This window comes from Thiomicrorhabdus sp. 6S3-12 (assembly GCF_017571475.1).
In the GTDB taxonomy this organism is placed as follows: Bacteria; Pseudomonadota; Gammaproteobacteria; order Thiomicrospirales; family Thiomicrospiraceae; genus Thiomicrorhabdus.
The window spans coordinates 100,350-124,624 of sequence record NZ_JAGETW010000006.1 but is presented as its reverse complement, the minus strand read 5'-3'; the positions used below and the strand labels follow the sequence as shown (position 1 = coordinate 124,624).

Here is a 24,275-nt window from a genome sequence, read left to right as displayed (position 1 = left end):
CTGCTCCTAGGCATAAAAGTCGACAAGACTGTCGGAAGACAGTACCTCTGCGAGCGGCTCATCATTCTCCGATACAACGCCGCCTGCAGACTGTTTAAAATTTCCTGACGATTGCGTCAGCTCTTCTTGATCGGCCTGTTGGTCGGCAAAAGAGTCGCCGCTGTTCACATCCACCGAAGCCAGGTTCACTCCGGCTTGCTCCATCATTTCGCGTAAACGCGGGATGGATGCATCGATCGCTTCGCGAGTTGCTCCGTTTTGCGCGACAACACTCAGCTGAACCTGCTGATCACGATCAAAATGCAATTTAATCTGAATCGGTCCGAGTTTTTCCGGGTTCAGCGTAATCTGCGCCTGCTGAACCTGAGCATTAAGCATATAACTCACTCTCTGACCGAAAGCCTGTCCCCATTGAGGGTGCTTCACAGGCAGCGGAATTGTCTGCATAGAAGGCGGCAAAGTGGCACGTCGCTCCCCACTCAATCCTTCGGCGCTATTACCGCCATCCATAAGAACGGAGGCTCTTTGCAAGGCTTCATCCGCCGCCCGGGTCTGCGCCTGCTGACGTGCACCGACATCCTGATCCATTCGTTGCTGGCTCATCTGTGCAGACAGATTTTGTCCGAATTGACTGGACTGCTGCCCCTGTTGTTGAGACGTCTGACCGCCTGCCGCTCCACCCTGACTTCCGGACGCGCCCTGTTCACCACCTGCAGAAACCTGAGTCGACCAGTTCGCGGTTTGCGCACTGGCCGAGGTTGAACCACCGGCAGCCGAAGACGCCGCCGCTGTTTGCGTCACGCCAGCCGCGGAAGCCGACATAGTTGACTGCGCACTATGGCTGGTTTCAACCGCATTCTGAGCGCTTTGCATTGACTGCACAACGACATCGTCAATATCATCGGCACGCTTGTGTTCTGAGGTTAATCCGTCCGCAGAATCCGTCGCAGCGTCAACAGAAGCCTGAACGCCCGTTTTAACGGCTGACGACGAATTTTCATCCATCCCCGTAATTACCGCTTCTGGGTGCAACTGCTCGCTCAAGTCCGCTTCACTCTGTTCATTAGAGTCACTAGAGTCTAAGGATGCCAAATTCACTGGCGCATCGCCGTTGAGAACGGCGTCCGAAGTCTCATCCGCTTGTTCGTCAATTGGCCCGAGATTCAACTCGGCAAGGTCTTGCTGCGGCTCGGCTCGCCCATTATCCTTGTTTGCCGTCGGGCGTACAGTATTTGAGTCAACTTTTTCGTCACTTAAACGATTTTTCTGCTGGATATTCGACGAAACGTCAATCAGAGGCTTGTTCGTCTCGGCATTTTGTTCATTTAACGATGTTCCAAGCGAAACATCAGAATCCGTTTTCAAAGTGTCAGCAGAAGCTTTAAATCCTATAACAATCTCGGTTTCAATACCGGCTTCCACAGTCAGAGAATCGATATTCTTCTGTAGCTGAGCAACAATCTCTTCCTCGCTCATATTCGAAAAAATATCCGTTCCCAAATCGGCATTAATCCGCTCTTTCGGCAAGTCCGCCAACGCAGGGTAAGCCTTCTGCAGGCGGTTCGACAACGCATGCACTACCTGGCTCGGTTGGTTTCCTGACTGCTGCAGACTTCGCAACCACCCTTGAGGCAATTGTCCGAATGATTCTGCATCCGAAGGAGCGTCAGCTTCAGCACTCATAAGCTCAGGTGTTCGTTCAGCAGAAGATTCTGCTTCACCTGTCAGGGAGTCCACGGTCAGGCTCGCAGTAGAGACAGGAGAAACTGCATCTTGCATTCCACGCTCAAAACTCTCAGCTACCTCATCGCCTTTATCCAACAAGCGACGAATTGCCATGGAAACCGAATCAACCGGGTCCCCCTCTTCAGTAGCCGACAAAGCGTTAGCAACCCCCTGAAATGCTTCTGGACTTTCAGCATTCAATGACTTTTCGGACTGTTTTTCCGTCCATCCGGAAATTGATCCGATCTGCTCTTTCAAGCTTTCGAAAAGTTCGGGAAAGGCGGTTTTATCCTGCGAATGTGGCAATTCTTGCCCTTCGGCGGCAGACCCTTTCAAAGCGGCAACCGCACTGATAGCGGCACTTCTCTCTTGCGTGTGTTCAAGCACTAACATTGTTATATCTCTCTGCTTGTCAGTTTTACCAAGTGCTCAGCAACTACCATGCCTATTTTTAGATTACTTTGAAATTACTTCAGTGATGAGAGTGCGCGTTTTGAAAGGCTTGCTGGGAAGCAAGTTCATCAAGCATTTTCTGTTCTTGACGACTAAGACGGGAATCCATCTGTTTAAGTTTTTTGTCATACAATGATTGCAGAGCCTTCATTCGAGCTCTTTTTTCGCGCCAGGCATCCAGCGCTTTTTCAACCATTTCCTGTTTTTCAGTTACCTGCTGAGTCTGTACAGCAATGGCCTGATGCAACTTTTCACCGAAAGCCTGATGCGTGCGTAACTCGATCACCCCCATCGCCGCTCTAGCCGTCGGTGCCTGAGCATACTCATCGGTGTACGCTTTTAGCGACTCAAGCTGCTGCTGGGCATTCTGGAACTGTTCCTGCATATACGCAACGGTTTTACCGGCGTTGTCCATCTCGATTTCCGCCAACTCAACCAGTTTATGCCATCTCTGCAAGTTACTCACCATTCAGCCTCCAAACCCGTCAACCCAAAGCGCGCTTAAGCGCATTCAATGAGTGCTCAAACGGAAACTGCTCTTTAATCGCCTGCGCCAGGAATCCGTTCAAAGCCTCCTGCTTATCGATCGACTCGTCAATCAGCGTATCGGATCCCCGTCTATAGGCCCCGACATGAATCAGATCCTGATTCTGCTGGTAAGCGGAATACAGCTGTTTGAATCTTCTTGCCAAGGCGATCTGTTCATCCGAAACAATTTCAACCATAACACGACTGACGGAAGATTCGATATCAATGGCCGGATAACGGCCGCTATCGGCAACCTCCCGCGATAGAACGATATGTCCGTCAAGCACGCCTCGAGCCGAATCGACAACCGGATCGGATTGATCATCCCCTTCCGCCAATACCGTATAGATTGCGGTAATAGACCCTCCGCCATCACTGCCATTACCGGCTCTTTCGACCAGTTGCGGCAGCTTGGCAAATACCGATGGCGGATACCCCTTGCTAGCAGGCGGTTCCCCTACTGCCAACGCAATTTCCCTCTGAGCCTGGGCAAATCGGGTAAGCGAATCCATCAGCAACAAGACGTTTTTTCCCTGATCCCGGAAATACTCGGCAATCGAAGTCGCCAGCATGGCGCCATGCAGACGCATCAACGGCGGATCATCGGCCGGAGTGGCGACTACGACAGATCGTTTAAGACCTTCTTCACCCAGGTTGTTACGGACGAAATCGTTAACTTCTCGCCCCCTTTCGCCGACCAGACCGACTACGACCACATCCGCATTGGTAAAACGCGTCATCATACCGAGCAGAACACTTTTACCGACACCGGTACCAGCCATCAGACCGACCCTTTGCCCCTGCCCAAGAGTTAAAAGCGCGTTAATCGCTTTAATACCGACATCCAGCGGTTCGGAGATAGGACGCCGGCTCAAAGGATTGATCTTCTTACCGCTCAACGAGACGTAACGCTCGACTTCGATAGGGCCTTTACCGTCCAAAGGCTTGGCAGAACCGTCCACAACCCGACCGAGAAGCGCCGGCCCGACTCCGACTTTAATACCGCCCTCGACCGGCACAACCTTGGCATTCGGCGCGAGGCCGTGAATACTGCCGATCGCCATTAAATACAGACGGTCGTTATGAAAGCCGACGACTTCGGCCTCGACCGGAGGTTCGTTACCGTTAAAAATCTGACAGCGGGATCCGATAGCCGCATAGGTGCCAATGACTTCCAGCGTCATTCCGACCATACGGACCAGGCGTCCTGCGACCTGCAAGGAAGGTTTTTGCCAGTGCATCTGGCGGAGTGTTTGCAGCTTATCTTCCAGCCCTGAATTCAGAGTTTCACCAAACTGGTCGATCTCTTTGGCACTAGGTGACGTTTGCGGATTGTCCTGACGATCTTGCGGCATCCTCATCCTCCCAGTTCTGAACCTCCGAATCCGCCGCTTGTGCGGAAGGCTCCGAGTTCCCCTCGTTGCTTCCCTTACTTTCAGACTCGATTTCTTCGGTCGGCAAGGCTTCAGCTTCACCATCCCACGGCATACTATCAAGAGAATCTTCACCGGTTTCCGCGGAAATTTCCTGATCATTCAGCATTTTGGCATTGGCGGCCAGCTGCTCCTGCAGACTGACAAAACGCTTCTGCCAACAGTTATGCACGGAACTGTCGTTCTGTTTGACCAGACAACTTCCCGGCCGGATCTTGGGATCCGCACTGAGTCGCCATTGCTGCCCCCACTGCGGTTGAATCTCTTCAAGAAACGCCAAATCGTCCGGGTTCAAAAAAACCTCGATCGCTTCATCCGACTCCGGAAGCGCCTGAATAGACTCTTGAACGACTTGATTCAGCCATTCGGAATTTTTCGGTAAGTGTTCGTTAAGCAGTTGTTCGGCGAGAAATGAGGAAAAAGCAACAATTTCATCAAACAGCTTCTGTCGCATCTGTTGTTGAGGCGCCTGCAGACTTTGCAAAAGACGGTTCGCCGTTTCGATTTTAGGGAACAGAAATTCCCGCGTTTCCGAATAGGCCTGCGATTTGCCGGTCGCCAGCCCTTCCTCCTGACCGACTTTAAATCCGGCTTCATACCCTTCCTGGTAAGCCGAATCGTAAACCTCTTTTTGCAAAATCTCACTGCGCTTCTGCAATTCCGGCTGAATCTTGCGTTCAACCTCCTGCATGATCGTTTGCTGTTTGAGCGCTTCCTGCTCCTGTTCAACTTCTTCAAAGTCGCTCAGAGACCAAGGGGTTATTGCCTCTCTCGGAACCTTGGCAGACAACTCCTCTTCGGAGATCAACTGTCCCTGTATCAGAGGTTGCACAAGTTGCTTGGCATTCTGGGCGTCATCATGAGAACCGGACATTTACACGAACTCCTCCCCGGCGCCCGGCATCATAATCTTCTCTTCTTCCGCCAGACGTCGGACAATCTGGATAATCGTTCTCTGTGCATCTTCTACCGCGCTGAGCTTGACTGGTGCGCCGGTTTCCAGGTCATCACGAATAATTTCTGCCTGACGTTTAGAGACATTGGACAGGAATTTCTCGCGCAACTTATTGTCCGCACCTTTAAGCGCAACAATCAGTACATCGCTTGGAATTTCGCCAACCAGAGTCTGAATACCACGGTCGTCGATACCGTTAATATCGTCGAAGACGAACATTTTGTCCTGAATCGCACGACTGACATCTTCATGCTCGACCGAAATATCATCCAGAATACGCGTATCCACACCGCCGCCGACCAGGTTAAGAATTTCCGCAGCACGCTTCTCACCGCCGATAGCCGCCAGCTTACCGCCTTCTCCATCACCTGAGGCCGCTTCAAGGACTCTATTCAAATCAAACAATGCGCGTGGCTGAATTGTAGACAGGGTTGCAATACGGTAGATAACTTCTGCCTGAAAACGTTCAGGTATTCCGCGCAGCACTTCGGCAGCCTGATCGGAGTCGAAATACGACAATACGATCGCCACCACCTGAGGGTGTTCGTTACGCAACATATTGGCGATGGTTGAAGGATGCATCCATTTCAATGCCTCCAGTCCTTTCACCTGATCGCCCAGCATCGTGGCGTCAAGCATGCTGCCGGCCCCCTCACCCAATGCATCCGCCATAAGTGACTGCGCATATTCGCTCGGATCCACACCCAGTGCATCTTCACCCAACTCGTTAAGGAAAGAGCGCATGACATAATGAATGTCACTGTGGCTGACGCTTTCGACGGAGGTCATCGCAGACCCCAACTGCTGAACTTCCCGCGGATTCAGGTGCCCCAATACTTTGGCTGCAGTCTCCTTGCCCAAAGCAAGCAGAAATATGGAGGCCATTTCAATACTGGGGATATCTCTTTGAGGTACTTTTTCCTCAATCTGAGCGTTATCATCTGCCATCTCTAGTACCTGTATTTATCCATTGACGCAGCACATGAGCCGCCACTTTCGGGTCGTTTTCGACAATCGAGCGAACCTTCTCGAGAAGTTCGTGTTCAGCCTGCGATTCCGCTTCTACCGAAGCCGCCGTCTTCTCGACTTCCTCATTCATCTGCTCAAGCGCTTTGGAAATCTCGTCCGCATTTTCAAGCTCTTCGGCATCTTCTGCCACTTCTTCCGGATACTCCAAAATCTGCTCTTCGCGTTTCGACAGATCTCTCAGAAGAGGTCGGATAACACCGAGAATAATGATCAATACTGCCAGACCTGCAAGGAACTGTTTAACAAAATCCCAGAACCAGGCTTCCTGCCAGATCGGCGTGGTTTCGACCGGCTCTTCCGGCGTCACCGCAAATGACGCGTTAACCACCGTCAGAGTGTCGCCACGAGCTTCGTCTAAAGCCACGGTATCACTTACCAGCTGACGATAACGGAGAAGTTCATCGTCGGTCATGGCAACACGCTCTACCAGACCTTCATCATTTAAAGCCGTCTTGTCATCCAGCACCACGGCGACGGAAAGACGACGAATGCTGCCGACCGAATTCTTGATATGGCTGATGGTACGATCCAGCTCATAGTTACGGGTTTTCTTTTCACTGGAGCTTTTGAGATTCGGATCACCTTCCGGCGAATACCCCTCTTCCGGTGCCAGACCGGCGCGCGGAGGCTGATTGGTCAAAGCGCCGGGGATACCGGTCGGGCCGTTGTCACGGTTAATTTCGCGAATTTCCTGCTCCGAACGGATCGCATCCGGATCGGGCTGGTAGTTCTCACGCGTCTGCTCTTCCTGAGTAAAATCCAATTCGGCTGTTACCTGAGCACGAACCTTATGAACCCCACCAACGATCGGCGCCAAAAGATCGACAATTCGGTTGGAAAGCGTCTGTTCAACCTGACGGGTATAGTCCAGCTGCTTCATGCTCATATGCAGCATGCTGTTACTGCTTCGGGTTTCGTCAGTGAGAAGATTTCCGTTCTGATCGACGACCGTTACATCGGTCGGTTCCATATTCGGAATACTGGATGAGACCAGGTAGACAATGGAGCTGACCTGCTCTTCATTCAGAGAGCGGCCGGGATAGAGCTTGACTGCAACCGATGCCGACGGCTTCTGTTGCTTACGAACAAACACCGAACGTTTCGGCAAACCGAGCATAACCCGGGCCGATTTAACGGCATTAATACTGGCTACCGATTTGGCCAGCTCGCCTTCAAGCGCACGATGGTATTGAGTTGTTTCCTTGAACTGGGAGATCCCGAACCCCTGTTCGACATCCAGCAGCTGATAGCCGCTGGCGGCCTGCTTGGGAAATCCGGCCGCGGCCAGTTTCAAGCGCAGTGAATGCACCTGATCCGACGGCACCAGAATGCCACCGCTATTGGTATCGATTTTGTACTGAACGGCATCCTGCTCCAGCGACTGAACGATCTCGTTCATATCCTGAGGATCGATACTGCCGAAGAGCAATGTATAAGGTTTGGCCTGAGACCACATAACGATCCCGACGACCAGCGCCAGAACCGCAGCCAAGGCAACCACCAATCCCACTTGTTTGGCAATCGGAAGGGAAGTCAGATTATTAATAAACGTCGACCCCGCCGAAGGCGGCGTGTCCAGAGGATTATTAATGGTTGCTTGAGGTTCTGCCATAGGACAATCTTTTCTTTAATGACGGGCTATCGGAATTTACAGAGCATAATTAAATCGGCATCTGAGTAATTTCTTTATAAGCGTCGACCAGTTTATTACGAACCTGAGTCATCGCTTGAAACGACAGACTGGCTTTCTGCGCCTGTAACATGACTTCCGAAAGTTCGACACCCGGGTCGCCACGTTCGAAAGATTCTTTCATCTCTTTGGATAGATTCTGCTGCTCGTTGACCGCTTCGATCGAGCTATTGAGTAATTGGGCAAAATTTTCCGGTTTACCGGCAGCCTCAACAGACTGAATCCCCTGCAAAGGATCAACCGGCTTCGATTGTGCCTGCGCCGCCAAAGAGCGCATCTGCAACATTAAACTTTGCGTATCCACTGTACTCATTTTTCGCTCGTCTCCGTAATAGCCCGTTTCGATCAAAATATTCTTTTGCAGAAAACGAGCAAAGCTTGTGCCACTTGCCGAGTTTTATTCAGAATCCTGGCTGGCATTATAGCCTTTTCACCCAATTCAACCTTAATTTAATCAAGGGAAACGCAAGGGCTTAGCCATTTTTATGGTTCTACCGCGTTTATAGCCCGATATTCAAGGAACTTCAACCCCCTGCTCCTTAAGTTTGGCTATTTTATAACGCAGGGTTCGCGGACTGATATTGAGGGCTTCGGCAGTTTTTTGACGGTGCCCGGAAAACTGCTTTAGGGTTTGCAATATCAGTTGCATTTCACGCGCTTTAAGGTCAACGGGCAAGGCTTCTTCGAAAAAGCTGGTTTCGGTAAATTCCGCTTCATCATTACGCACAGCCTCCTCCTGCAGAGGCGTCGCAGTCTCATTATTTTCGGCTTCTCGAAGCTGTTCCGAAGAGGCTCCATACGCACTCTCCGGTGAAACCGTTTCACTTTCGCCTTTCAGACTTAAGGTTATATCCATTCCGTCATCCAACAGAATGTCGCTCTCTTTAATGGTATCTCCGGACATCATCAACAGAGCGCGCTGAATGACATTATCCAGCTCACGAATATTACCCGGCCAGCCGTATTGCAGTAGACGCTTCATGGCCGGCGCGGAAATCATCGGTTGCACACGACTCAAACCGCAGTGACGCTGTATAAGACGCTCGGCAATCGCGGCAATATCTTTCGGACGCTCTTTAAGCGTCGGAAGACGCATCGGAAAGACGTTCAAGCGGTAATACAAGTCTTCGCGGAAACCGCCCTCACGAATGGCGTTTTTCATATCGATATTGGAGGCACTCAACACACGAACATCCAACTGCAGCGGCTTAGTGCTACCGATACGCTCCACTTCTCTTTCCTGTAGCACACGCAGCAATTTAGCCTGCAGATCGGCTTTCATCTCGCCGATTTCATCAAGAAACAAAGTTCCGCCCTGCGCCTGCTCAAACTTCCCCGGCATGGCTTTATAAGCGCCGGTAAAAGCGCCTTTCTCATAACCGAACAGCGTGGCTTCGAGCATATTTTCCGGGATGGCGGCACAGTTTATGGCGACAAACGGCTGTCGCGCACGTCCCGACTGAGCATGAATATAGCGCGCCAACACTTCCTTACCGGTACCGCTGGCCCCGCTGATATAAACACTGGCATCACTCTGAGCCACTTTTTTTGCCATCATTTTCAGCTGAATCGTCGCCGGATCTGCAGCCACAAAATCGTCTGCGCTTGAAGCATCGCGGTTGAAATACGCCTGAGCCTTTTCAACCAGCACCTTGGCCTCAAACGGTTTTTCAATGTAATCGACTGCGCCGTATTTCATCGCTTCAACCGCCTGCTCTACAGTACCGTAGGCGGTCATCAGCACAATCGGCAAATAAGGTTTGAAAGCACGGATCCGCTTCATCAGGGTATAGCCATCCATGCCATCCATTCGGATATCGCTGAAAACCATGCCGATTTCATCATCCAAAGCCTTCAACGCTTCTTCGGCACTGCTGACCGCCAGGACGTCGAAGTGATTGATGGTCAGAATATCAACCAATGCCTCCTGCAATTCGGCATCGTCTTCAACCACCAGAATTTTCGCAATACTCATAGTCACTCCTATTCCGCCTCCAAAGGCAAACGGATTCCGAATTGAGAACCGTATCCGACAATGGATTTCACCCAGGCTTCGCCATGATGCGCTTCCGCGACGGCTCTGACGACCGCCAGACCCAATCCGGTTCCCTTGGCACGACTGGTATAAAAAGGTTCAAAGACCTTGTGCAGATTTTCCGCCTCAATTCCGGGACCGTTATCGCTGACGATGATATCAATATACTCTTCGCTGCGCTTTACACTGATTCGAATCAGCGCCTGGTCCGGAATATGATCAAGCGCATTATTGACCAGGTTCTGCAAGGCCGTCGAAAGGCCGTCCATATCCCCGTTGATCTGGAGTTCACCGGCACTGTGATCATAACTCAGATGAGCATGGCTATTATTGACCCGCTCTTCCAGATTTCGTATGGTTAAAGCGATCAGTTCTTCAACAGAAAGGGGTTTCCGCGAACTTTTACCGCCCTTGGCGTACTGCAGCATATCCTGAACCAGAGATTCAAGATGATGCAGACTGTTTTGGACTTTCAAGGCGAATTTCTCACGCTGTTCTTGCGTCAGTTCGGCTGCATTCAATTGAGAAACATAAAGAAGGGCTGAAGATAAAGGCGTACGAATCTGATGGGCCAGAGACGCCGCCATTTCGCCCATGGAAGTAAGTCTCTGATGACGGCTGACATGCTCCTGAAGCCGTCGTGCATCGGTCACATCCTGCAACAGAAGGATTCTGCCGACTTCCTGATCCAAGGCGGTATTGGCCAATTGAAACACTTGACCCTGATGGGTCACCAATTCACCGGCACTGTTTTTTTCCAGAAACACATTGCGCTGAACAACCGGCCAGGTACGCCCTGTCGCATCTTCTCCGAGGAGTTTTTCGGCACTGGGGTTCATTTCGGTAATCCGATTATCTCGGTCAAGCACAACAACGGAAGCGGGAAGGAGCTGTAACAACCGACTCAAACGATCCGCCATACGCTTTTTTTCGAGATCGCTCTGCGCCAGCTGATCCTGGAGATCCGCCGTCCGTTTCTGGAGCGCGTTATAGCTTTCCGTCAATCGCTCGGAGGTCTGATTAAAGAGCGCAAACGCCTCTTCCAGCTCTTTGATTCGTTCTTGTTGCTCGGCTGACTGCAAAGCTTATCCTCTAGTTGAGTTCATATTTACGAATCTTCTCGACCAGAGTCGTACGGTTGGTTTTCAAGAGTTTGGCGGCCTGAGAAACATTGCCTTCTGTTTGCGACAGCGCTTTCTGAATAAGTTTGACTTCCATCTCGACCAGATAGGATTTCAGATCCAGCCCGTTCTCCAGATCCATCACGCTCTCTGGCACCGCTGAATTATCAAGCGCCTCTTCCTGTTTAGGCTCTTGAGGCACCTCGCCTGCCGATTGCGCATCCGTTATCTCGTCCGTTTGCGTTGCGACGACAGCACTCTGTTCGACACTTGCCTCGACAACCGGCTCTTCGACAAAGATCGCGTCGCTCACTTCGACCTGATAACGCTCCGGCAAATCCTCATAAGCGACCGTCTGACCCTCAAAAAGAATAGTCAAACGCTCGGCCAGATTCCCCAGTTCACGAACATTCCCCGGCCACTGATAAGCTTGTAAAGCACGCAACGCCTGTTCAGAAAGTTGCGGCGTCTGGCGTTCCGCCTGCTGAATCTGCGAAAACATGAAATCCAATAACTCCGGAATATCCTCAGGCCGTTCACGCAGGGACGGCATCTCGATCGGAAAGACATTCAAGCGATAGAATAGATCTTCACGGAAGTTTCCTTCGGTAATATGTTCCTCAAGATTTCTATGGGTCGCAGCCACCACGCGAACATCGCACTCAAAGGTCTTGTTTCCGCCGACTCTTTCGTAGTTTCTTTCCTGCAGCACTCGCAACAGCTTAACCTGCATGGGCAGTGGCATATCGCCGATTTCGTCCAGAAAAATCGTGCCTTTCTCCGCCATTTCAAAACGGCCCTTGCGAGCGGTAATCGCACCGGTAAAAGCCCCTTTTTCATGTCCGAACAACTCGCTTTCCAGCAACTCCCCCGGAATCGCTCCGCAGTTGATCGGAACAAAAGCGCGTTCCGCTCTTTTGGAAGCGTTGTGAAGTGTTTGCGCCACGACCTCTTTACCGGTTCCGGATTCACCCAGAATCAGAACCGTCGCATCGGTTTTTGCGACCTGTTGAATCAATTTTTTGACTTTTTGCATGGCCGGGCCGGAGCCGACAAGAGAGGAAAACGGATCAAAAGACATTAACTGGACTCACCCTTCAAAGATTAGCTTCTATTTAAAAGGCAACAAGAGGAATTGTCAAAAAATTGACGTGCTTTTTACTAATTAGTACGTAAAGATAATTTACTTTCAGATTTAATTTTCTCTGGAAAGAAAGAATAAAGCTAAGCACTTGAATTAAAAAGATTATTTAACAATCTAATTCATAAGAAAAAAACCAACACATTGGTTATCGCCAAGACAAGCGAATTGGAATGGATAATTTTCTTCTATTTAGTTAATTCAACGCAACTTTTTTAAAGATTGACATACTTGCGAACGGATTTATTGGCGTTCAAATCTTTGGAAAATGCCTGGACTAGATGAGCCTGTTTCTTTTCCAAAAGGGTTTGCAGCTGATCGGCGTCTTTTTGCAGAATAGGACGAATTGCTTCAAGCTCTGCACCGTGTTTGGCCACCATCTCCTCCAATAACATTTGCCACTGAATTTGTTGAACCTGCAATTCCGAAAACCGGTCCTGCTCAGCCAAAAGCAGGAGGTTTTTTGACGAGCTGAGCAGCTTCAGTTTGTCTTTACGAAGCTGCTCGGAAGAAGTAAGTGATTGTGAATTCGCCATGAATAATTACTGCAACTGATCTTTTGAAGCACGCTTGATCTCTTCCGGCATCTGCTGCCAAGCTTCTTGAAGGCCGGAAATATGCTCGATTACCTCGTCAATCTTAGCAATATCGTTTTTGGCGGTCGCTTCAAAAACCGTTCTGTGGCAGTAGTCATACAGAGAAAACAGATTCTCGGCAACATCGCCACCTCTTTCCAAATCCACGCCATCTTTCAGGCTGCTGATGATCGCCAGAGCCTTATTGGAGAATTCCGCTTTTTTGGCAAACTGTTTCTGTTCAATAAAAAGTTTGGCCAGCTTTAGGTTTTTAATCGCGCCAGAATACAGCATATCGACCAGCTTATGCGGGGTCGCTTCCGAAACGGCTGTTTCAACAAAGTTCTTCGCGTATTGTTGCGCCATTTTATTTTGTGCTGCATAACTCATCTTAAACTCCCTCATGTTTTTCTTATCTGTTGAGCATTCTTATTCAATTAATTATCGTTGCCACTGTTAAAAGTCGCCGTCAGATAATTTCTTGTTTGCTCTGCACTGGAAAGTATCGACTGCAAGGCAGAAAACTGAAGCTGGTATTTCATTAAAAGTCGCTCATAACGCGCATCAATCTTTTCTTGTTTCTCGTCGTACTGCGTATTTTTATCGTTCAAGCTGTCAATTCGCTGAGATACCAGTCCGTTTTCATCTTCAAAAAGATTATTGATCACCTCTTCCATGCGACTTGCAAAGCCCTGGGTGAAGTTAATCGAACCGCGAGCGCCGATTGCACCGCCCAGTACTTCAAATTGCAAACCACGCACTTCTGCCGGCTCGGTTCCGATAACCGCATAATCGGAAATATTGATCCGACGACCATCTTCAGAAGAGGCATAGGCCCCGATATTCAGCGTACCGGTCGCGGTGGTAATGGTACCGTCAACATTCTGACCCACATCGGCAATTGCGCTTCCATCGGCAAAACCAGCATTCGCCAGACCGGAGAAGTTGCTTAAATCAATATTGGAAAACGCTCCGAAACGACTGGAACTGATATTGAGAATTCCACCTTCGGTCGAAACGGACACGGATGCGCCAACCGCTTGGACTTCAGCATTATTATTGATTCCCGTTTGAATGCGCCCCGCAAGTTCGGAAAGCGTATAATCCCCGGCAGCAATCGTTAAAGTAGAACTATTGGCGTCATCGATCACAAAATCAAAACTGCCGTCGGTTGCCAGATTAATCAAATTTTCACCGGTGTAATCAGTCTGAGTGAATCCTTGATTGGAGAGACCGGTAACATTCGATAGCGTAACCGATCCCTGACCCGCTACGGCATTGAATTCAAAGCGCGATTGAGTCGAGTCGTACGCCAGATTAACCACACTGGCACCGAACGCAGTATCGACCACGCCTTGCATTGCCGCCACCAAATCGTCTTTGGTTGCATAATCACCGGCAATACTGCTGAAATCAATGATCTGACTACCCGAAGCGCCTGTGGTCATGGTAAATCCGGCATTCGCATCCAAGGTTAAAACCGCCTGCTGATCATACACTTGACCGGATGCAACCTGCTGATCCGTCCCGGTGGTAACCGCTCCGGAAGTCACCATTGCACGCTCGGCCAGCTGGGTAATGTCCAAGGTATAAGAACCGGCTTGTGTACGGTCATTCCCGCTTAGAACATTAACCAGAGGGTCGTCCGAAGACCCGCCTTTGGAAAACAGCGATTTCAGTGCATCCAGATTCGAAGCGGCAACTTCCTCAAAGCGAGCCTGGTCAAAACTCATCTGACCTTCAATGTCGATGCTGAGACCGATTACCGACAGACTGTTATAAGGCGAAGTGATTTGATCCAGAGTACCACGCAAAGAACTTTGCAGTTCACTGCGCACTTGGCGCAGCAAGGATGATCCGGCCAAATCCCCCCAGTATGCATACTCTTCGGAATCCTGCTGATCCGAAGTCAATGATTCGTAGGAACCCAGCTCGTCAAGAATGGTATCCAGCTGATTGTAGACATCTACAAACGACTGTATCGACTCGACCACCGAATTCGTATCCTGATTAACGGACAAGGTATTGACCGTTCCGGGTTGTGCCGATTTAATGTCAATCTGCATTCCGGGAATCACTTCATCGAACTGGTTGGTTGAACTGGTTACCGCTAGGCCGTTCACCACCATAATCGCATCCTGAGCAACAGAGGTCGTCGTTAAACCATTGGTATCGAAATCGGTCAGACCGGAAATCTGCATCTCATTGGCGGCACCGGTATTCTGCGAAGTAAACATCAACTGATAACCGTTACCGGTATTGATAATCGAAGCATTGACGCCGTAATCACCGCTGTTAATGGTTTTCTGCAAACCTTCCAGAGTGTTATTCGTCGCATCAACGGTAATATTATGCGTGCTGCCGGCAATCGAAATGCTCAGAGTTCCGGATGAAATGGTATCCGAAGCGGAGCTGTACACTTTATTAGCCACCTGAGTATTTGCTTGGGCAAGCTGTCTCGCTTCAATCTGATAACTCCCGCTGACAACAGATCCGGTAACGGTACCGGAGACAACCGCATCGTTCGAAGATGAAACAGCCGACTGCATAAAGGTTTCCGGATTCGAAAGATCCTGCAAATAGGTTTTAAACGCGGAAATATTCGACTGTAAATAGGTCAAAGCGTTTAATTCGGTATTGGTTTTCTCCCGATTACTCTCCAGAATCGCTTTCGGGCCAGCCACTTCCGCTTCGGCCAGAACTTTTGACATATTGCCAATGTCAAAGGTGCTGTTAGTCAGGGAGTTTAAGAGCGTAGTACCAATTTCATTTGCCATTTCAGGACTCCTTAGGCTTTCTTTCGATCAGTCAGCCCAATCAAAACAATATTCTTACTTATATTTGTATTATCGGCAGGAAAAGTCAAAACTTTAAATAAAAAAAGCGGCCATAAAGACCGCTAAACACACAAGGGAACTGGTTAATCAAGCCTGCTCATTTGTCAGCAAACCTGTTGGAAATTGAGATGTTTCAGAATTCTGCTTTTGTAACGCCAGATAATCTGAAATATTCTTGGAGATGCTTAAGAACGCTTCGGACGGAATCTGTCTGATCACTTCGTCGGTTTCGTTGTTCTTAATTATAATCACCATTTTCTGTGATGATTCATCTTTTTCAAAACGCAGATAATTCTGCAGTTTTTCCAGCTGCTGATTGATTCTTTGCAGATTCGCATCGACGTTCTGGGAACCACCATCAACAACTTGTAAATTCTTGGCTGCAACGTCCGATTGTGTTGGCACATCGTCAGTCACTTGAGCCGGTTGTCCCCCGACAAGCTGTTCCGGGGATTGTGAAACAGACGAACTCCGTGAATTGTTATTCGCCTGCTCACTCAAGGTTTTAGAGACATAGACAGACTCAGAACGCAGTGGTGAAATACCGTAACCTTCTGCCATCGGATGCCTCCTGTAAAAAAACCTTATTGTTTATATGATTTCATTGATTAAGCTACCTGTCAAACCTTCAGACGGAGCTCCCGCTTGGTTAACCCCTTCTAAGTATGCTTGAAGCTTGTGAAGCATTCTTAAAGCATCTTCGGAAGGAATTTGTCTAATCAACTCATCCGTTGCCTTATCCACTACTTGAACCACTGTTGAATCAGAACCCTGATCGACACTGAAAGTAACGGATTGTTGAAGCTTGCTCATCAACCGGTTTAGGCTTTCCGCTTGAGCAACTAACTCTTCCTGAGAGACTTCTTTTACCTCAGAGACTGAGGCGGCTGAATTAACAACTGGGTCAGGTGTATTAGACTTCTCCTGCCCTGTCAGTTTATTCACTGACTGAGCGGGAGATGAGGTCATTGATGCAATATCCATGATCACCTCCTACTCAATCATGCCCTGATATTATCGGAGCAGTGACAGAACGTTTTGCGAGTTAGAGTTAGCCTGGCTCAACATGCTCATACCGGCCTGCTGTAGAACCTGAGTACGAGCTAGGTTTGCAGATTCCTTAGCGAAGTCAGCGTCTTGAATACGTGAGCGCGCTGCGTTCATGTTTTCGTTAACGTTAGCCAAGTTAGAAACCGTACTTTCCAGACGGTTCTGTACCGCACCCCATTTTGCACGGAACTCATTGATCGAACCTAGACGACCGTCAATTGAAGCAACAACCTGCGATGCACCACCAGCGGTAGAAATAGTCAAGGCTGCTAGATCGGCACCCAGAGTACTGGCATTGAAAGTAGACAGTTTAACCTGGTTGTCAGCACCTACTTGCCAACCAACGTGAACACTGAAAGTTGCTGCCGAACCATTCAACAGATTCTTGTCATTAAATGACGTAGTCAGTGCAACACGCGTAATTTCAGCCGATAGCTGAGCATACTCGGTATTCATCTGTGAACGGTTTTCATCAGAGTATGTTCCGTTCATTGCCTGAACGCCCAGCTCACGCATACGCTGCATCATATTGACGACTTCATCCATGGCTCCGTCCATGGTTTGTGCCAGACTGATACCGTCGTTAGCATTTGCGATTGCCTGATCGGTACCCATGATCTGTGAAGTCATTTTGGTAGCGATCGCCAGACCTGCCGCGTTATCTTTTGCGCCGTTAATTTCCAAACCGGAAGTCAAACGTTCCATCGAAGTAGACTGTTCAACCGAAGTTTTGTCCAAAATACGAGTCGCATTGATGGCGGCCATATTTGTATTGATTACCATTGCCATGATATATCTCCTTTTTCAACTTTGTTAGTCGTGCCCTAGTCGGCTTGCTAACTTTTTTGTTATCCGCCAACTAGGTGGCAGATTCTTTTTGGGTTACCCCAAACTCAGTTCTGTAAAGTGGATCCACCTGGCCGCTTTACCGATTATTGCAGTAACTGCAGTACATTTTGTGACTGCTGATTTGCCTGGCTTAGCATGCTCATACCGGCTTGCTGTAGCACCTGTGTTCTTGCAAGGTTTGCAGATTCCGCTGCGAAGTCCGCATCCAGCGTTCTTGAACGCGCCGCGTTCATGTTTTCGTTGACGTTTGCCAAGTTGGAAACCGTACTTTCAAGTCGGTTCTGAACCGCACCCCATTTCGCTCGGAACTCGTTAATTGAGCCCAGTTTTCCGTCAATTGACCCGATCGCCTGAGAAGCATTCGCTGCCGTACTCAGGTTAAGAAGCGCCAAATCCGCACCCAAAGCACTCAGGTTATAGGTTGAGATCTTAATCTGATTATCCGTACCAACTTGCCAACCGACATGAACACTGAAGGTCGCATTTGAACCGTTCATCAATTTTTTGTCGTTAAATGCGGTTGTTAAACCAACTCGAGTAATCTCTGCTGAAAGCTGTTGATACTCGGTATCCATCTGAAAGCGGTTTTCATCGGAATAGGTTCCGTTCAGAGCCTGAACACCTAACTCACGCATACGCTGCATCATATTGACTACTTCTTCCATGGCACCATCCATGGTCTGTGACAAACTGATACCGTCATTCGCATTACGGATCGCCTGATCTGTACCACGAATCTGCGTAGTCATTTTGGTGGTTACCGCCAAGTTCGCCGCATCATCTGCCGCTTTGTTGATGCGCAACCCTGAAGTCAAACGTTCCATAGAAGTTGACTGATCTTTTGCAGTTGTATCCAAAATACGAACCGCGTTCAGGGATGCCATATTTGTGTTGATTACCATTGCCATGATATTTCTCCTTGTGTGAGATTCTGTGTGTGTTTGTAACTATTATTTTTATTTGTTTGCTTTTTTAAGCTGAGGCATTTCTTGCCTTCAATAGGGTTAACGACTCAAACAGAAAAACTTTAGATTTTTTTAAAAAAAAATAAAAAAAGCGGCCTAAAGCCGCTTTTGAACACAAAGGAATCAACTGGTTTAAGGCAACTGCGCCGCCAGACCCGCCAGGGTTTTTTGATATGCAGTTGATGTCTCTTCTTGACTGAAAGACTCAAGGCGTTGCCGTGCCTGATCGAAACGTTGCAAATCAATCAGATGCTGGATCTGCTTCAACTGTGTCTGTGCATCTTCGGGATGCTTTTGCAGATACATCTCAAGCACACCGCTTGCGGCTTCCTTGCTGCCCATTAAATCCAACATATCCGCATAAGGCACCATATACTCTAAAGAAAAATGGCACAGTTGCTCCAATATATCCAGAGTCGCATTATGATCCCCGGCTTTCGTAGTGACGCCCAATGCATATTTTAAAGCGTCGTGTCTCAGCACAGGAGATCGAACCTGTAGATATGCGGTGAGCGCCTCTGCCGGCTGCTCTTGCAACTCGAAGATCATCGCTTCAGCCAAAGATTCCAGTTCGGATTTAAGTACCGTTTCCACGTCAGTCCAACTGTTACTCCGCAAAAACTGCAAAGAATCGGATAAATCATCAAAATCTCTTTCGCTGAATGCTTTCTTCAATCGTTTGTACAATGACTGCAGGTTACTGCTGCGTTTTTTCAATTCGGCAACCTGCTTGGTTTCGGTGACCTGAAGAGCATCATTAAAAAGACCAACCGACTCTTCAATCAAGACGCGGTCATCTTCACTCTCTGGAATACCGTGCCATTTCTGCCAGCACAACGCTCGTCCATATTGTTCAAGTCGAGTCCATTCTTCAAATAACTGTTTCAGACTTCCATCAGTTAACTCTTTTTCCCTGAGTTTCAGAATCAACTCGGAACGTCTTAGCTGATCAAGAAAACTTTCTGCTGCATTCTGCACGCCACTAAAGAAAGAGTGCAACTGCTCGGATACCTGTTCCTGAGACATATTCTCTTCATCTGATACATGCTTGAAGCTACCGGTAAAAGAGCTGTAGTCGTAATGGAACAACATATCCCCATCGTCATCTATCAACTTATTGACTTTGTTTTTAGTTTTAAGCACTTTCTTGACAACTTTACTGTCTTCATGACCGTCCTTGTACAGTTTAGGAAGTAGTTTGACAGCCCCCTTTGCTTCATTTACCAACTCAAGAAAACGTCGTTTCTGCTTTTCCAGGAGTTTTTTTGTTTCGAGAAGATTTCTTGTGATTTCCTGTGGAGATAGATCTAGTTTCTGGCGCAACTGATCTATCAAAAACAGTGTTTCCTGATTATCGGTAAAAGAGATGCTCTCCTGGGGAATGTAATTAATCCCTTCAACGCGAGCTGCGTCCAGACTTAAATGAATAAAGTTGAGCTCGGGGTTTTCTTTTGAATAACGCGCAACCTGTTTTTCCATCATATCCCGGCTCAAGGCAAACCTTGGCTGGGTATTCACCCAATCACCGGCGTTATTCACAACTTTTTGAACTTGGGCAAACATAAAGCTACCGCCAATCTGAGCCTCATCGCTTCCTGATTCATAAGCCTGCCCTTTTGGAAAACATAAATCGACACCGGAAAAGATAAAATTCTCACAACCCAGTTCATACGCAAGATGCAGGGCGGTATTAATTACATTCGGACCGGGCCCATTAATATTTTCGTCCTTTTTTTCTATCCAGGGGAACTTAGGACCGGTGTATGCCTTTAGCCCGGACCACTGAGAGAGGATATTAGAGTTGATGTGGTAGGCATTGAGAAGAATGGACTCTTCTGAAAAACGAAATATCCCTTTGGAATTATCGAAACTGACGTCATGAGGGTCAACCGAGACAAAAAAGTCAGGACAAATTCCTTCCTTAACCAAACGACGAGCAATCCTGGCTGCAGAGAAAATTATGACACCCTCGCGGTTCTGCTTGATCCACTCGATGGATTGATCCAGTGTCGGTCCCCCACCTAAAATTAAAGCCGTCGTTCCTTGCAAACTGCCTTTCATTGAAATAAAGGGGGTTGTATTATCTGCTAAATTGTTTAATTGCGCATCGACAAAGGGCTTTGAATTAAGCGCAATCATTTCCTGCGAAATGAATTTGTTAAAGTCGGCTTCGATTTTCGTCCATAAACCGCGCATATAACTTTCTGGTGCTGCATCTAACACACCGATTGAACGAACCAAACGAACTCTTTGCTGAATCACATACTTCATCTGTGATACTGCGAGCAGCGCTAAATCAAAGTCTACAGGCACAACAAAAATGGATTTATCTTCGATGTCCTTTAACTGTCTTTGTTCAATGACTTCCGGCAATTCCACAAAGACATACGCAGAACTTTCAGGCAGATCGCCTTTATGCTTGAGGTATTCATACAGCAGACCCGAATCTGTACCGACAAAAATATTCAATACCTCTTCCTGCTGCGCCAAGGAGGCAAACTCTTTTTCGAACACCATTTCCGAAGATTTTTTGGAAAACGAAAGGCCATTCAATGACTCGTAATAAAAGTCACCGTATTTATTTTGGCTCAATGGCCCCAGACTAAAATCCATAATATCCTCTGCAGTTTTTGTGTTTTTTGTTCTTTTAATTTAATGATTCAGCGGCGTAAAGTGCACTTCGTAATCTACTTGCGCCTGTTCAAAATCCGGGAGATGGCCAATATCTTTCCAATATTCGGTAATGGGAAATGCGCCAACCTTCGCATCAGGATCAAGCGTCAGCTCATCCAATAAAGTCGGCATATCATAAAACTCGTTATAAGGGATAGCGGAAATCTGTTTCGGTGATAACACATAAATACCGGCATTGACAAAATAGCGGTAGATAGGCTTTTCGACGATCTGCTGAACCGTTTCATTCTCAATTTCAACAACACCGTAAGGAACCTGTTGAGCATATTCACGCACACAGACGGTGATGTCGCTTTCGTTGCTGCGATGGGAATCAAGTAGAGCGGTAAAATCGACTTTGGTCAGAAGATCGCCATTCATGACAATCAGATCGTCAGTCACTTCTTTATCGATCAGACTTAAAGCTCCCGCCGTTCCAAGACGCTGCTCTTCCTCTATATAATCAATCTCAACACCCCATTTCTCACCATACCCGAAGTAATCCTGAATCTGGTGTCCGAGGTAATTGATGCAGAAATAGAAATGACTAAATCCCTGCTCGATAAAACGTTCCAGAATCGTCTCCAGAATCGGCTTGCCGCCGATTTTCAATAAAGGCTTAGGAGTATCTTCCGTCAAGGGTCGTAAGCGCATCCCCTGCCCCCCAAGCATCAGAACCACAGAATTCGGCTGGTTACTGTACGGCATCGCCTTATCGTAAACCAGCTGTACCAGCTTACCTTTCGTATCGACAATCGGCAGGTGTCGGCAACGGGCCCGCTTCATAATCTGAATCCAGCCCATCATATTCAACTGATCCGACCCGGTTGCAGGATGACGATTAATCGCTTCTTCTACCGGTGAGTCCAGGGTACTGCCCGACAATAAAGCTCTGCGGATGTCGCCATCGGTCATCACCCCTTGCAGAACACAATTTTGATCCGTCACGAGGACAATCTGCATAGCGTACCGATCCAGCAAAGCCATTGCTTCGCGAATACTCGCTCCCACACATAGGGTGATCTGCTTAAAATCAGAATAAAGCTTCATGATCTACAATCCTATCTCATCAACCTATTTAGGCTATCGACATCCGTTTCGACTTGTTGAATTAAATGTTCAAACTTTTGCCATTCACTTTGCAGCCAGTGCCCTGAAGCCACATAGCGCTCGATTAAAACACACTGAGAACGAACACAACAGGCGATCATCGCCTCAGCTAGACTCATCGTGCTGTCAGGTTTTCCGTATGCCTGAAAAAAAGCGGCTACAGACGAGTCCCAGCCTTTTGTTCCCTTTTCTCTCAACGGCAGAAAAACGCGGTGAATCAGCATACCCACATCCATTATTCTAGGCAGGTAACTGTAATGACTGTTTTCAAAGTCAATCAGCAACGGGGATCTGTTTTCACCTGCCAAAAGTACATTTCCGGGATTTAAATCGCCGTGTACAACCTGCGCCTGAGCCAGATCAAAATGCAGAAGTTGCAACCTTTGCTCAAATTCGGCTACAAACTTAGACGGCTCGGCCCCATAATCCGCCCGACAATTAATCAAACCCCACATTTCAGAGAGACTTTGATCGCTGAATTCACGCCAGCACTCTTCAAAAGAAATTAAACGCTCTTGCCACTGCTGGCGCACAGTTTCACGTTCACTTCTGCTCAGCTGCTCTTCCAGGCAGTTATGCACCCTCGCAAGATGTTGACCTAACGCCTTGGCTGTCTGGACATTCAATTCCAACGGTAGCAGATCAAGGTAAGGCAAGTGACAGATGCAGTAATCCTGTTGCCGATAGACCGACATTTGTCGAGAGCACAGTCCTGCTTGCGATAATACCTCTTCAAAATTGGCTGAATGTTTTTCCAACTCAAACGCTGCCGCCGGTAATACTTTATAAAAATCACGCCAGTTCTTTTGTTCTACCGGTTTTGCTCTGAAAAAACCCATTGGAAACGCATAACTACTCGGCAGAACCTCTAACTCAACCTCTCCTAAATTCAACAAACGCTGTAAAAAACGTATGTGATCGGCAGATAACGGCTGAAAACCTTCCGCACTATGTCGATGGTCTAAAAAAGCCGGAAGCTTATGCATATCCCCTAAATCCCGCACGATGAATCTTTTTTAAACGCACAGCAAAACCTAATCCAGCATATGCCATTCGATTGGTTGACCCATCTTAACTTCCTGACGCAATTTTCTGCCGACAACCAACTCCCAATGCTCGACCGGAATGCCCAAAGCCGGCCAGGCGAATTGGGCTTTATCCAGCGTCAATTCCTCACCCGGCTGCAAATCATATTTTGCGGCGACCCCCATACGGGCAGCATGCGTTGCTTTTGGAGCCGGACGCATTCCGTATTTTGTTGCTTCAGAGATCGCTTCAATCTGTTTGAGGACTTGCGGAACCTCTTCAATCGTCATCGCGTGTGCCGAATCCTGTTCTCCCTGCATTGAGTCGAACATAACCCCTTTTTCCAAAATAGAGGCGCCCAGAGGCACTGCCGCTAACAACATTTCATTTCCCTCATAATGGTCTGACAACCCCACCGGACAATTAAATGTCTTCTGCAAGATTGGAAGCATAGATAAATACTGTTCACTCGGCGGCGCTGGTGGCGCTAGCGGGCTATGCTCCAATAGCAGGTCCCTCCCTCCTGCGCTACGAAACCAGTCTACCGCCCGGGCAATTTCAAAAAATTGAGCTTTTCCGGTGTCAATAATTGTTGGAACGCCAGACTGCGCAAGATACTGTATCAAGGGTTGATGAACGAGATTAGACGAAGCCACTTTGAGCGCTTTCGCCCCAATAGAACGGGCAAAATCAGCCCCTTCAATGTCATACACGGAAAAAACCAGCTTCAACCCCTGCTCTCTCGGAAATGCAAAAATAGTTTCATATTCTTCGAAAGTCAGAACCTTGCGCTCTATTAACTGACGGTAATTTTCCGTTTTAAATTTTTTAGTCTGTTTATCGTAATAGGCCGTCTCAAATTCGACGTCCAAGGCCATTTCAGCAGAATGCAGGATCTCTCCTTTTAAAGCCTGAATGCCCATATTGACCAGACTGGATACCAACTTCTGAGCCAGAAACTTATCCTGATTAAAAAAAGTTCCAACCTCCGGAAGAAATATGGGGCTTGCTCGTCGCAAATCCTGATAATCTCGAAATTCAAACATCTCTATTCACCGATTTTCTCAACTTTTGTTACAT

Annotated in this window: 21 protein-coding genes; all 21 read right to left on the bottom strand. The window is 48.1% G+C overall.

The window, feature by feature from the left end; translation table 11 throughout:
- Positions 1–6: 6 nt before the first annotated feature.
- Positions 7–2,118, bottom strand: coding sequence for a flagellar hook-length control protein FliK (locus J3999_RS08420; protein WP_208127463.1), 2,112 nt, complete (start codon positions 2,116–2,118; stop codon positions 7–9).
- Positions 2,119–2,197: 79 nt separating this feature from the next.
- A complete protein-coding gene (fliJ, locus tag J3999_RS08415) occupies positions 2,198–2,647 on the bottom strand; it encodes a flagellar export protein FliJ (protein WP_208127462.1) in 450 nt (149 codons plus the stop codon).
- A 16-nt stretch (positions 2,648–2,663) separates the two neighbouring features.
- Positions 2,664–3,947: a flagellar protein export ATPase FliI gene (gene fliI / locus J3999_RS08410; RefSeq protein ID WP_243755407.1), complete on the bottom strand. Its 1,284-nt coding sequence runs from the start codon at positions 3,945–3,947 to the stop codon at positions 2,664–2,666.
- Positions 3,948–4,020: 73 nt separating this feature from the next.
- A complete protein-coding gene (locus tag J3999_RS08405) occupies positions 4,021–5,013 on the bottom strand; it encodes a FliH/SctL family protein (RefSeq protein WP_208127460.1) in 993 nt (330 codons plus the stop codon).
- The gene (gene fliG / locus J3999_RS08400) at positions 5,014–6,042 is read right to left on the bottom strand and encodes a flagellar motor switch protein FliG (RefSeq protein WP_173285475.1); all 1,029 of its coding nucleotides are present in this window, start codon (positions 6,040–6,042) and stop codon (positions 5,014–5,016) included. It lies immediately after the preceding gene.
- Positions 6,032–7,735, bottom strand: coding sequence for a flagellar basal-body MS-ring/collar protein FliF (gene fliF, locus J3999_RS08395; RefSeq protein ID WP_208127459.1), 1,704 nt, complete (start codon positions 7,733–7,735; stop codon positions 6,032–6,034). Before fliF ends, fliG begins: the two co-directional genes overlap by 11 nt.
- Positions 7,736–7,784: 49 nt before the next feature.
- Positions 7,785–8,126: a flagellar hook-basal body complex protein FliE gene (gene fliE, locus J3999_RS08390; RefSeq protein WP_173285477.1), complete on the bottom strand. Its 342-nt coding sequence runs from the start codon at positions 8,124–8,126 to the stop codon at positions 7,785–7,787.
- Between the two features lie 201 nt (positions 8,127–8,327).
- Positions 8,328–9,788 carry a sigma-54 dependent transcriptional regulator gene (locus tag J3999_RS08385; protein WP_208127458.1) on the bottom strand — a complete coding sequence of 487 codons (1,461 nt, stop codon included), beginning with the start codon at positions 9,786–9,788 and terminating at the stop codon, positions 8,328–8,330.
- A gap of 8 nt (positions 9,789–9,796) precedes the next feature.
- Positions 9,797–10,930 (bottom strand): PAS domain-containing sensor histidine kinase, encoded by a 1,134-nt coding sequence (locus J3999_RS08380; RefSeq protein ID WP_208127457.1) that lies wholly within the window; start codon positions 10,928–10,930, stop codon positions 9,797–9,799.
- A 10-nt stretch (positions 10,931–10,940) separates the two neighbouring features.
- Positions 10,941–12,050 carry a sigma-54-dependent Fis family transcriptional regulator gene (locus tag J3999_RS08375; RefSeq protein ID WP_208127456.1) on the bottom strand — a complete coding sequence of 370 codons (1,110 nt, stop codon included), beginning with the start codon at positions 12,048–12,050 and terminating at the stop codon, positions 10,941–10,943.
- 275 nt (positions 12,051–12,325) lie between these two features.
- Entirely contained in the window at positions 12,326–12,646 is a 321-nt protein-coding gene (locus tag J3999_RS08370) for a hypothetical protein (RefSeq protein WP_208127455.1), read from the bottom strand.
- A gap of 6 nt (positions 12,647–12,652) precedes the next feature.
- Positions 12,653–13,075 (bottom strand): flagellar export chaperone FliS, encoded by a 423-nt coding sequence (gene fliS, locus J3999_RS08365; protein ID WP_208127454.1) that lies wholly within the window; start codon positions 13,073–13,075, stop codon positions 12,653–12,655.
- A 47-nt stretch (positions 13,076–13,122) separates the two neighbouring features.
- Positions 13,123–15,462, bottom strand: coding sequence for a flagellar filament capping protein FliD (fliD, locus tag J3999_RS08360; RefSeq protein ID WP_208127453.1), 2,340 nt, complete (start codon positions 15,460–15,462; stop codon positions 13,123–13,125).
- Between the two features lie 147 nt (positions 15,463–15,609).
- On the bottom strand, positions 15,610–16,083 hold the full coding sequence (locus tag J3999_RS08355) for a flagellar protein FlaG (RefSeq protein ID WP_208127452.1): 474 nt from the start codon (positions 16,081–16,083) through the stop codon (positions 15,610–15,612).
- A 30-nt stretch (positions 16,084–16,113) separates the two neighbouring features.
- A complete protein-coding gene (locus J3999_RS08350) occupies positions 16,114–16,506 on the bottom strand; it encodes a flagellar protein FlaG (protein WP_208127451.1) in 393 nt (130 codons plus the stop codon).
- Positions 16,507–16,536: 30 nt separating this feature from the next.
- Entirely contained in the window at positions 16,537–17,361 is an 825-nt protein-coding gene (locus tag J3999_RS08345) for a flagellin (protein ID WP_208127450.1), read from the bottom strand.
- A 143-nt stretch (positions 17,362–17,504) separates the two neighbouring features.
- Positions 17,505–18,329, bottom strand: a complete 825-nt coding sequence (locus J3999_RS08340) for a flagellin (protein WP_208127449.1) — start codon at positions 18,327–18,329, stop codon at positions 17,505–17,507.
- Between the two features lie 189 nt (positions 18,330–18,518).
- Entirely contained in the window at positions 18,519–20,876 is a 2,358-nt protein-coding gene (locus tag J3999_RS08335) for a 6-hydroxymethylpterin diphosphokinase MptE-like protein (protein ID WP_208127448.1), read from the bottom strand.
- A 162-nt stretch (positions 20,877–21,038) separates the two neighbouring features.
- Positions 21,039–22,109 (bottom strand): nucleotidyltransferase family protein, encoded by a 1,071-nt coding sequence (locus tag J3999_RS08330; RefSeq protein ID WP_208127447.1) that lies wholly within the window; start codon positions 22,107–22,109, stop codon positions 21,039–21,041.
- A gap of 11 nt (positions 22,110–22,120) precedes the next feature.
- Complete coding sequence (locus tag J3999_RS08325; RefSeq protein ID WP_208127446.1) at positions 22,121–23,155, bottom strand: aminoglycoside phosphotransferase family protein; 1,035 nt, start codon at positions 23,153–23,155, stop codon at positions 22,121–22,123.
- A 48-nt stretch (positions 23,156–23,203) separates the two neighbouring features.
- Positions 23,204–24,241, bottom strand: coding sequence for an N-acetylneuraminate synthase family protein (locus tag J3999_RS08320; protein WP_208127445.1), 1,038 nt, complete (start codon positions 24,239–24,241; stop codon positions 23,204–23,206).
- Positions 24,242–24,275: the final 34 nt, after the last annotated feature.

Bases quoted from the DNA above. Each gene is read 5' to 3' on its own strand.
- J3999_RS08420 (WP_208127463.1), bottom strand. From the start codon at position 2,118: ATGTTAGTGCTTGAACACACGCAAGAGAGAAGTGCCGCTATCAGTGCG.
- J3999_RS08370 (WP_208127455.1), bottom strand. From the start codon at position 12,646: ATGGCGAATTCACAATCACTTACTTCTTCCGAGCAGCTTCGTAAAGAC.
- fliI (WP_243755407.1), bottom strand. From the start codon at position 3,947: ATGCACTGGCAAAAACCTTCCTTGCAGGTCGCAGGACGCCTGGTCCGT.
- fliS (WP_208127454.1), bottom strand. From the start codon at position 13,075: ATGAGTTATGCAGCACAAAATAAAATGGCGCAACAATACGCGAAGAAC.
- J3999_RS08320 (WP_208127445.1), bottom strand. From the start codon at position 24,241: ATGTTTGAATTTCGAGATTATCAGGATTTGCGACGAGCAAGCCCCATA.
- J3999_RS08350 (WP_208127451.1), bottom strand. From the start codon at position 16,506: ATGGATATTGCATCAATGACCTCATCTCCCGCTCAGTCAGTGAATAAA.
- J3999_RS08325 (WP_208127446.1), bottom strand. From the start codon at position 23,155: ATGCATAAGCTTCCGGCTTTTTTAGACCATCGACATAGTGCGGAAGGT.
- J3999_RS08405 (WP_208127460.1), bottom strand. From the start codon at position 5,013: ATGTCCGGTTCTCATGATGACGCCCAGAATGCCAAGCAACTTGTGCAA.
- J3999_RS08385 (WP_208127458.1), bottom strand. From the start codon at position 9,788: ATGAGTATTGCGAAAATTCTGGTGGTTGAAGACGATGCCGAATTGCAG.
- J3999_RS08340 (WP_208127449.1), bottom strand. From the start codon at position 18,329: ATGGCAATGGTAATCAACACAAATATGGCATCCCTGAACGCGGTTCGT.
- fliD (WP_208127453.1), bottom strand. From the start codon at position 15,462: ATGGCAAATGAAATTGGTACTACGCTCTTAAACTCCCTGACTAACAGC.
- fliE (WP_173285477.1), bottom strand. From the start codon at position 8,126: ATGAGTACAGTGGATACGCAAAGTTTAATGTTGCAGATGCGCTCTTTG.
- fliG (WP_173285475.1), bottom strand. From the start codon at position 6,042: ATGGCAGATGATAACGCTCAGATTGAGGAAAAAGTACCTCAAAGAGAT.
- J3999_RS08345 (WP_208127450.1), bottom strand. From the start codon at position 17,361: ATGGCAATGGTAATCAATACAAATATGGCCGCCATCAATGCGACTCGT.
- J3999_RS08355 (WP_208127452.1), bottom strand. From the start codon at position 16,083: ATGGCAGAAGGTTACGGTATTTCACCACTGCGTTCTGAGTCTGTCTAT.
- fliJ (WP_208127462.1), bottom strand. From the start codon at position 2,647: ATGGTGAGTAACTTGCAGAGATGGCATAAACTGGTTGAGTTGGCGGAA.
- J3999_RS08375 (WP_208127456.1), bottom strand. From the start codon at position 12,050: ATGTCTTTTGATCCGTTTTCCTCTCTTGTCGGCTCCGGCCCGGCCATG.
- fliF (WP_208127459.1), bottom strand. From the start codon at position 7,735: ATGGCAGAACCTCAAGCAACCATTAATAATCCTCTGGACACGCCGCCT.
- J3999_RS08330 (WP_208127447.1), bottom strand. From the start codon at position 22,109: ATGAAGCTTTATTCTGATTTTAAGCAGATCACCCTATGTGTGGGAGCG.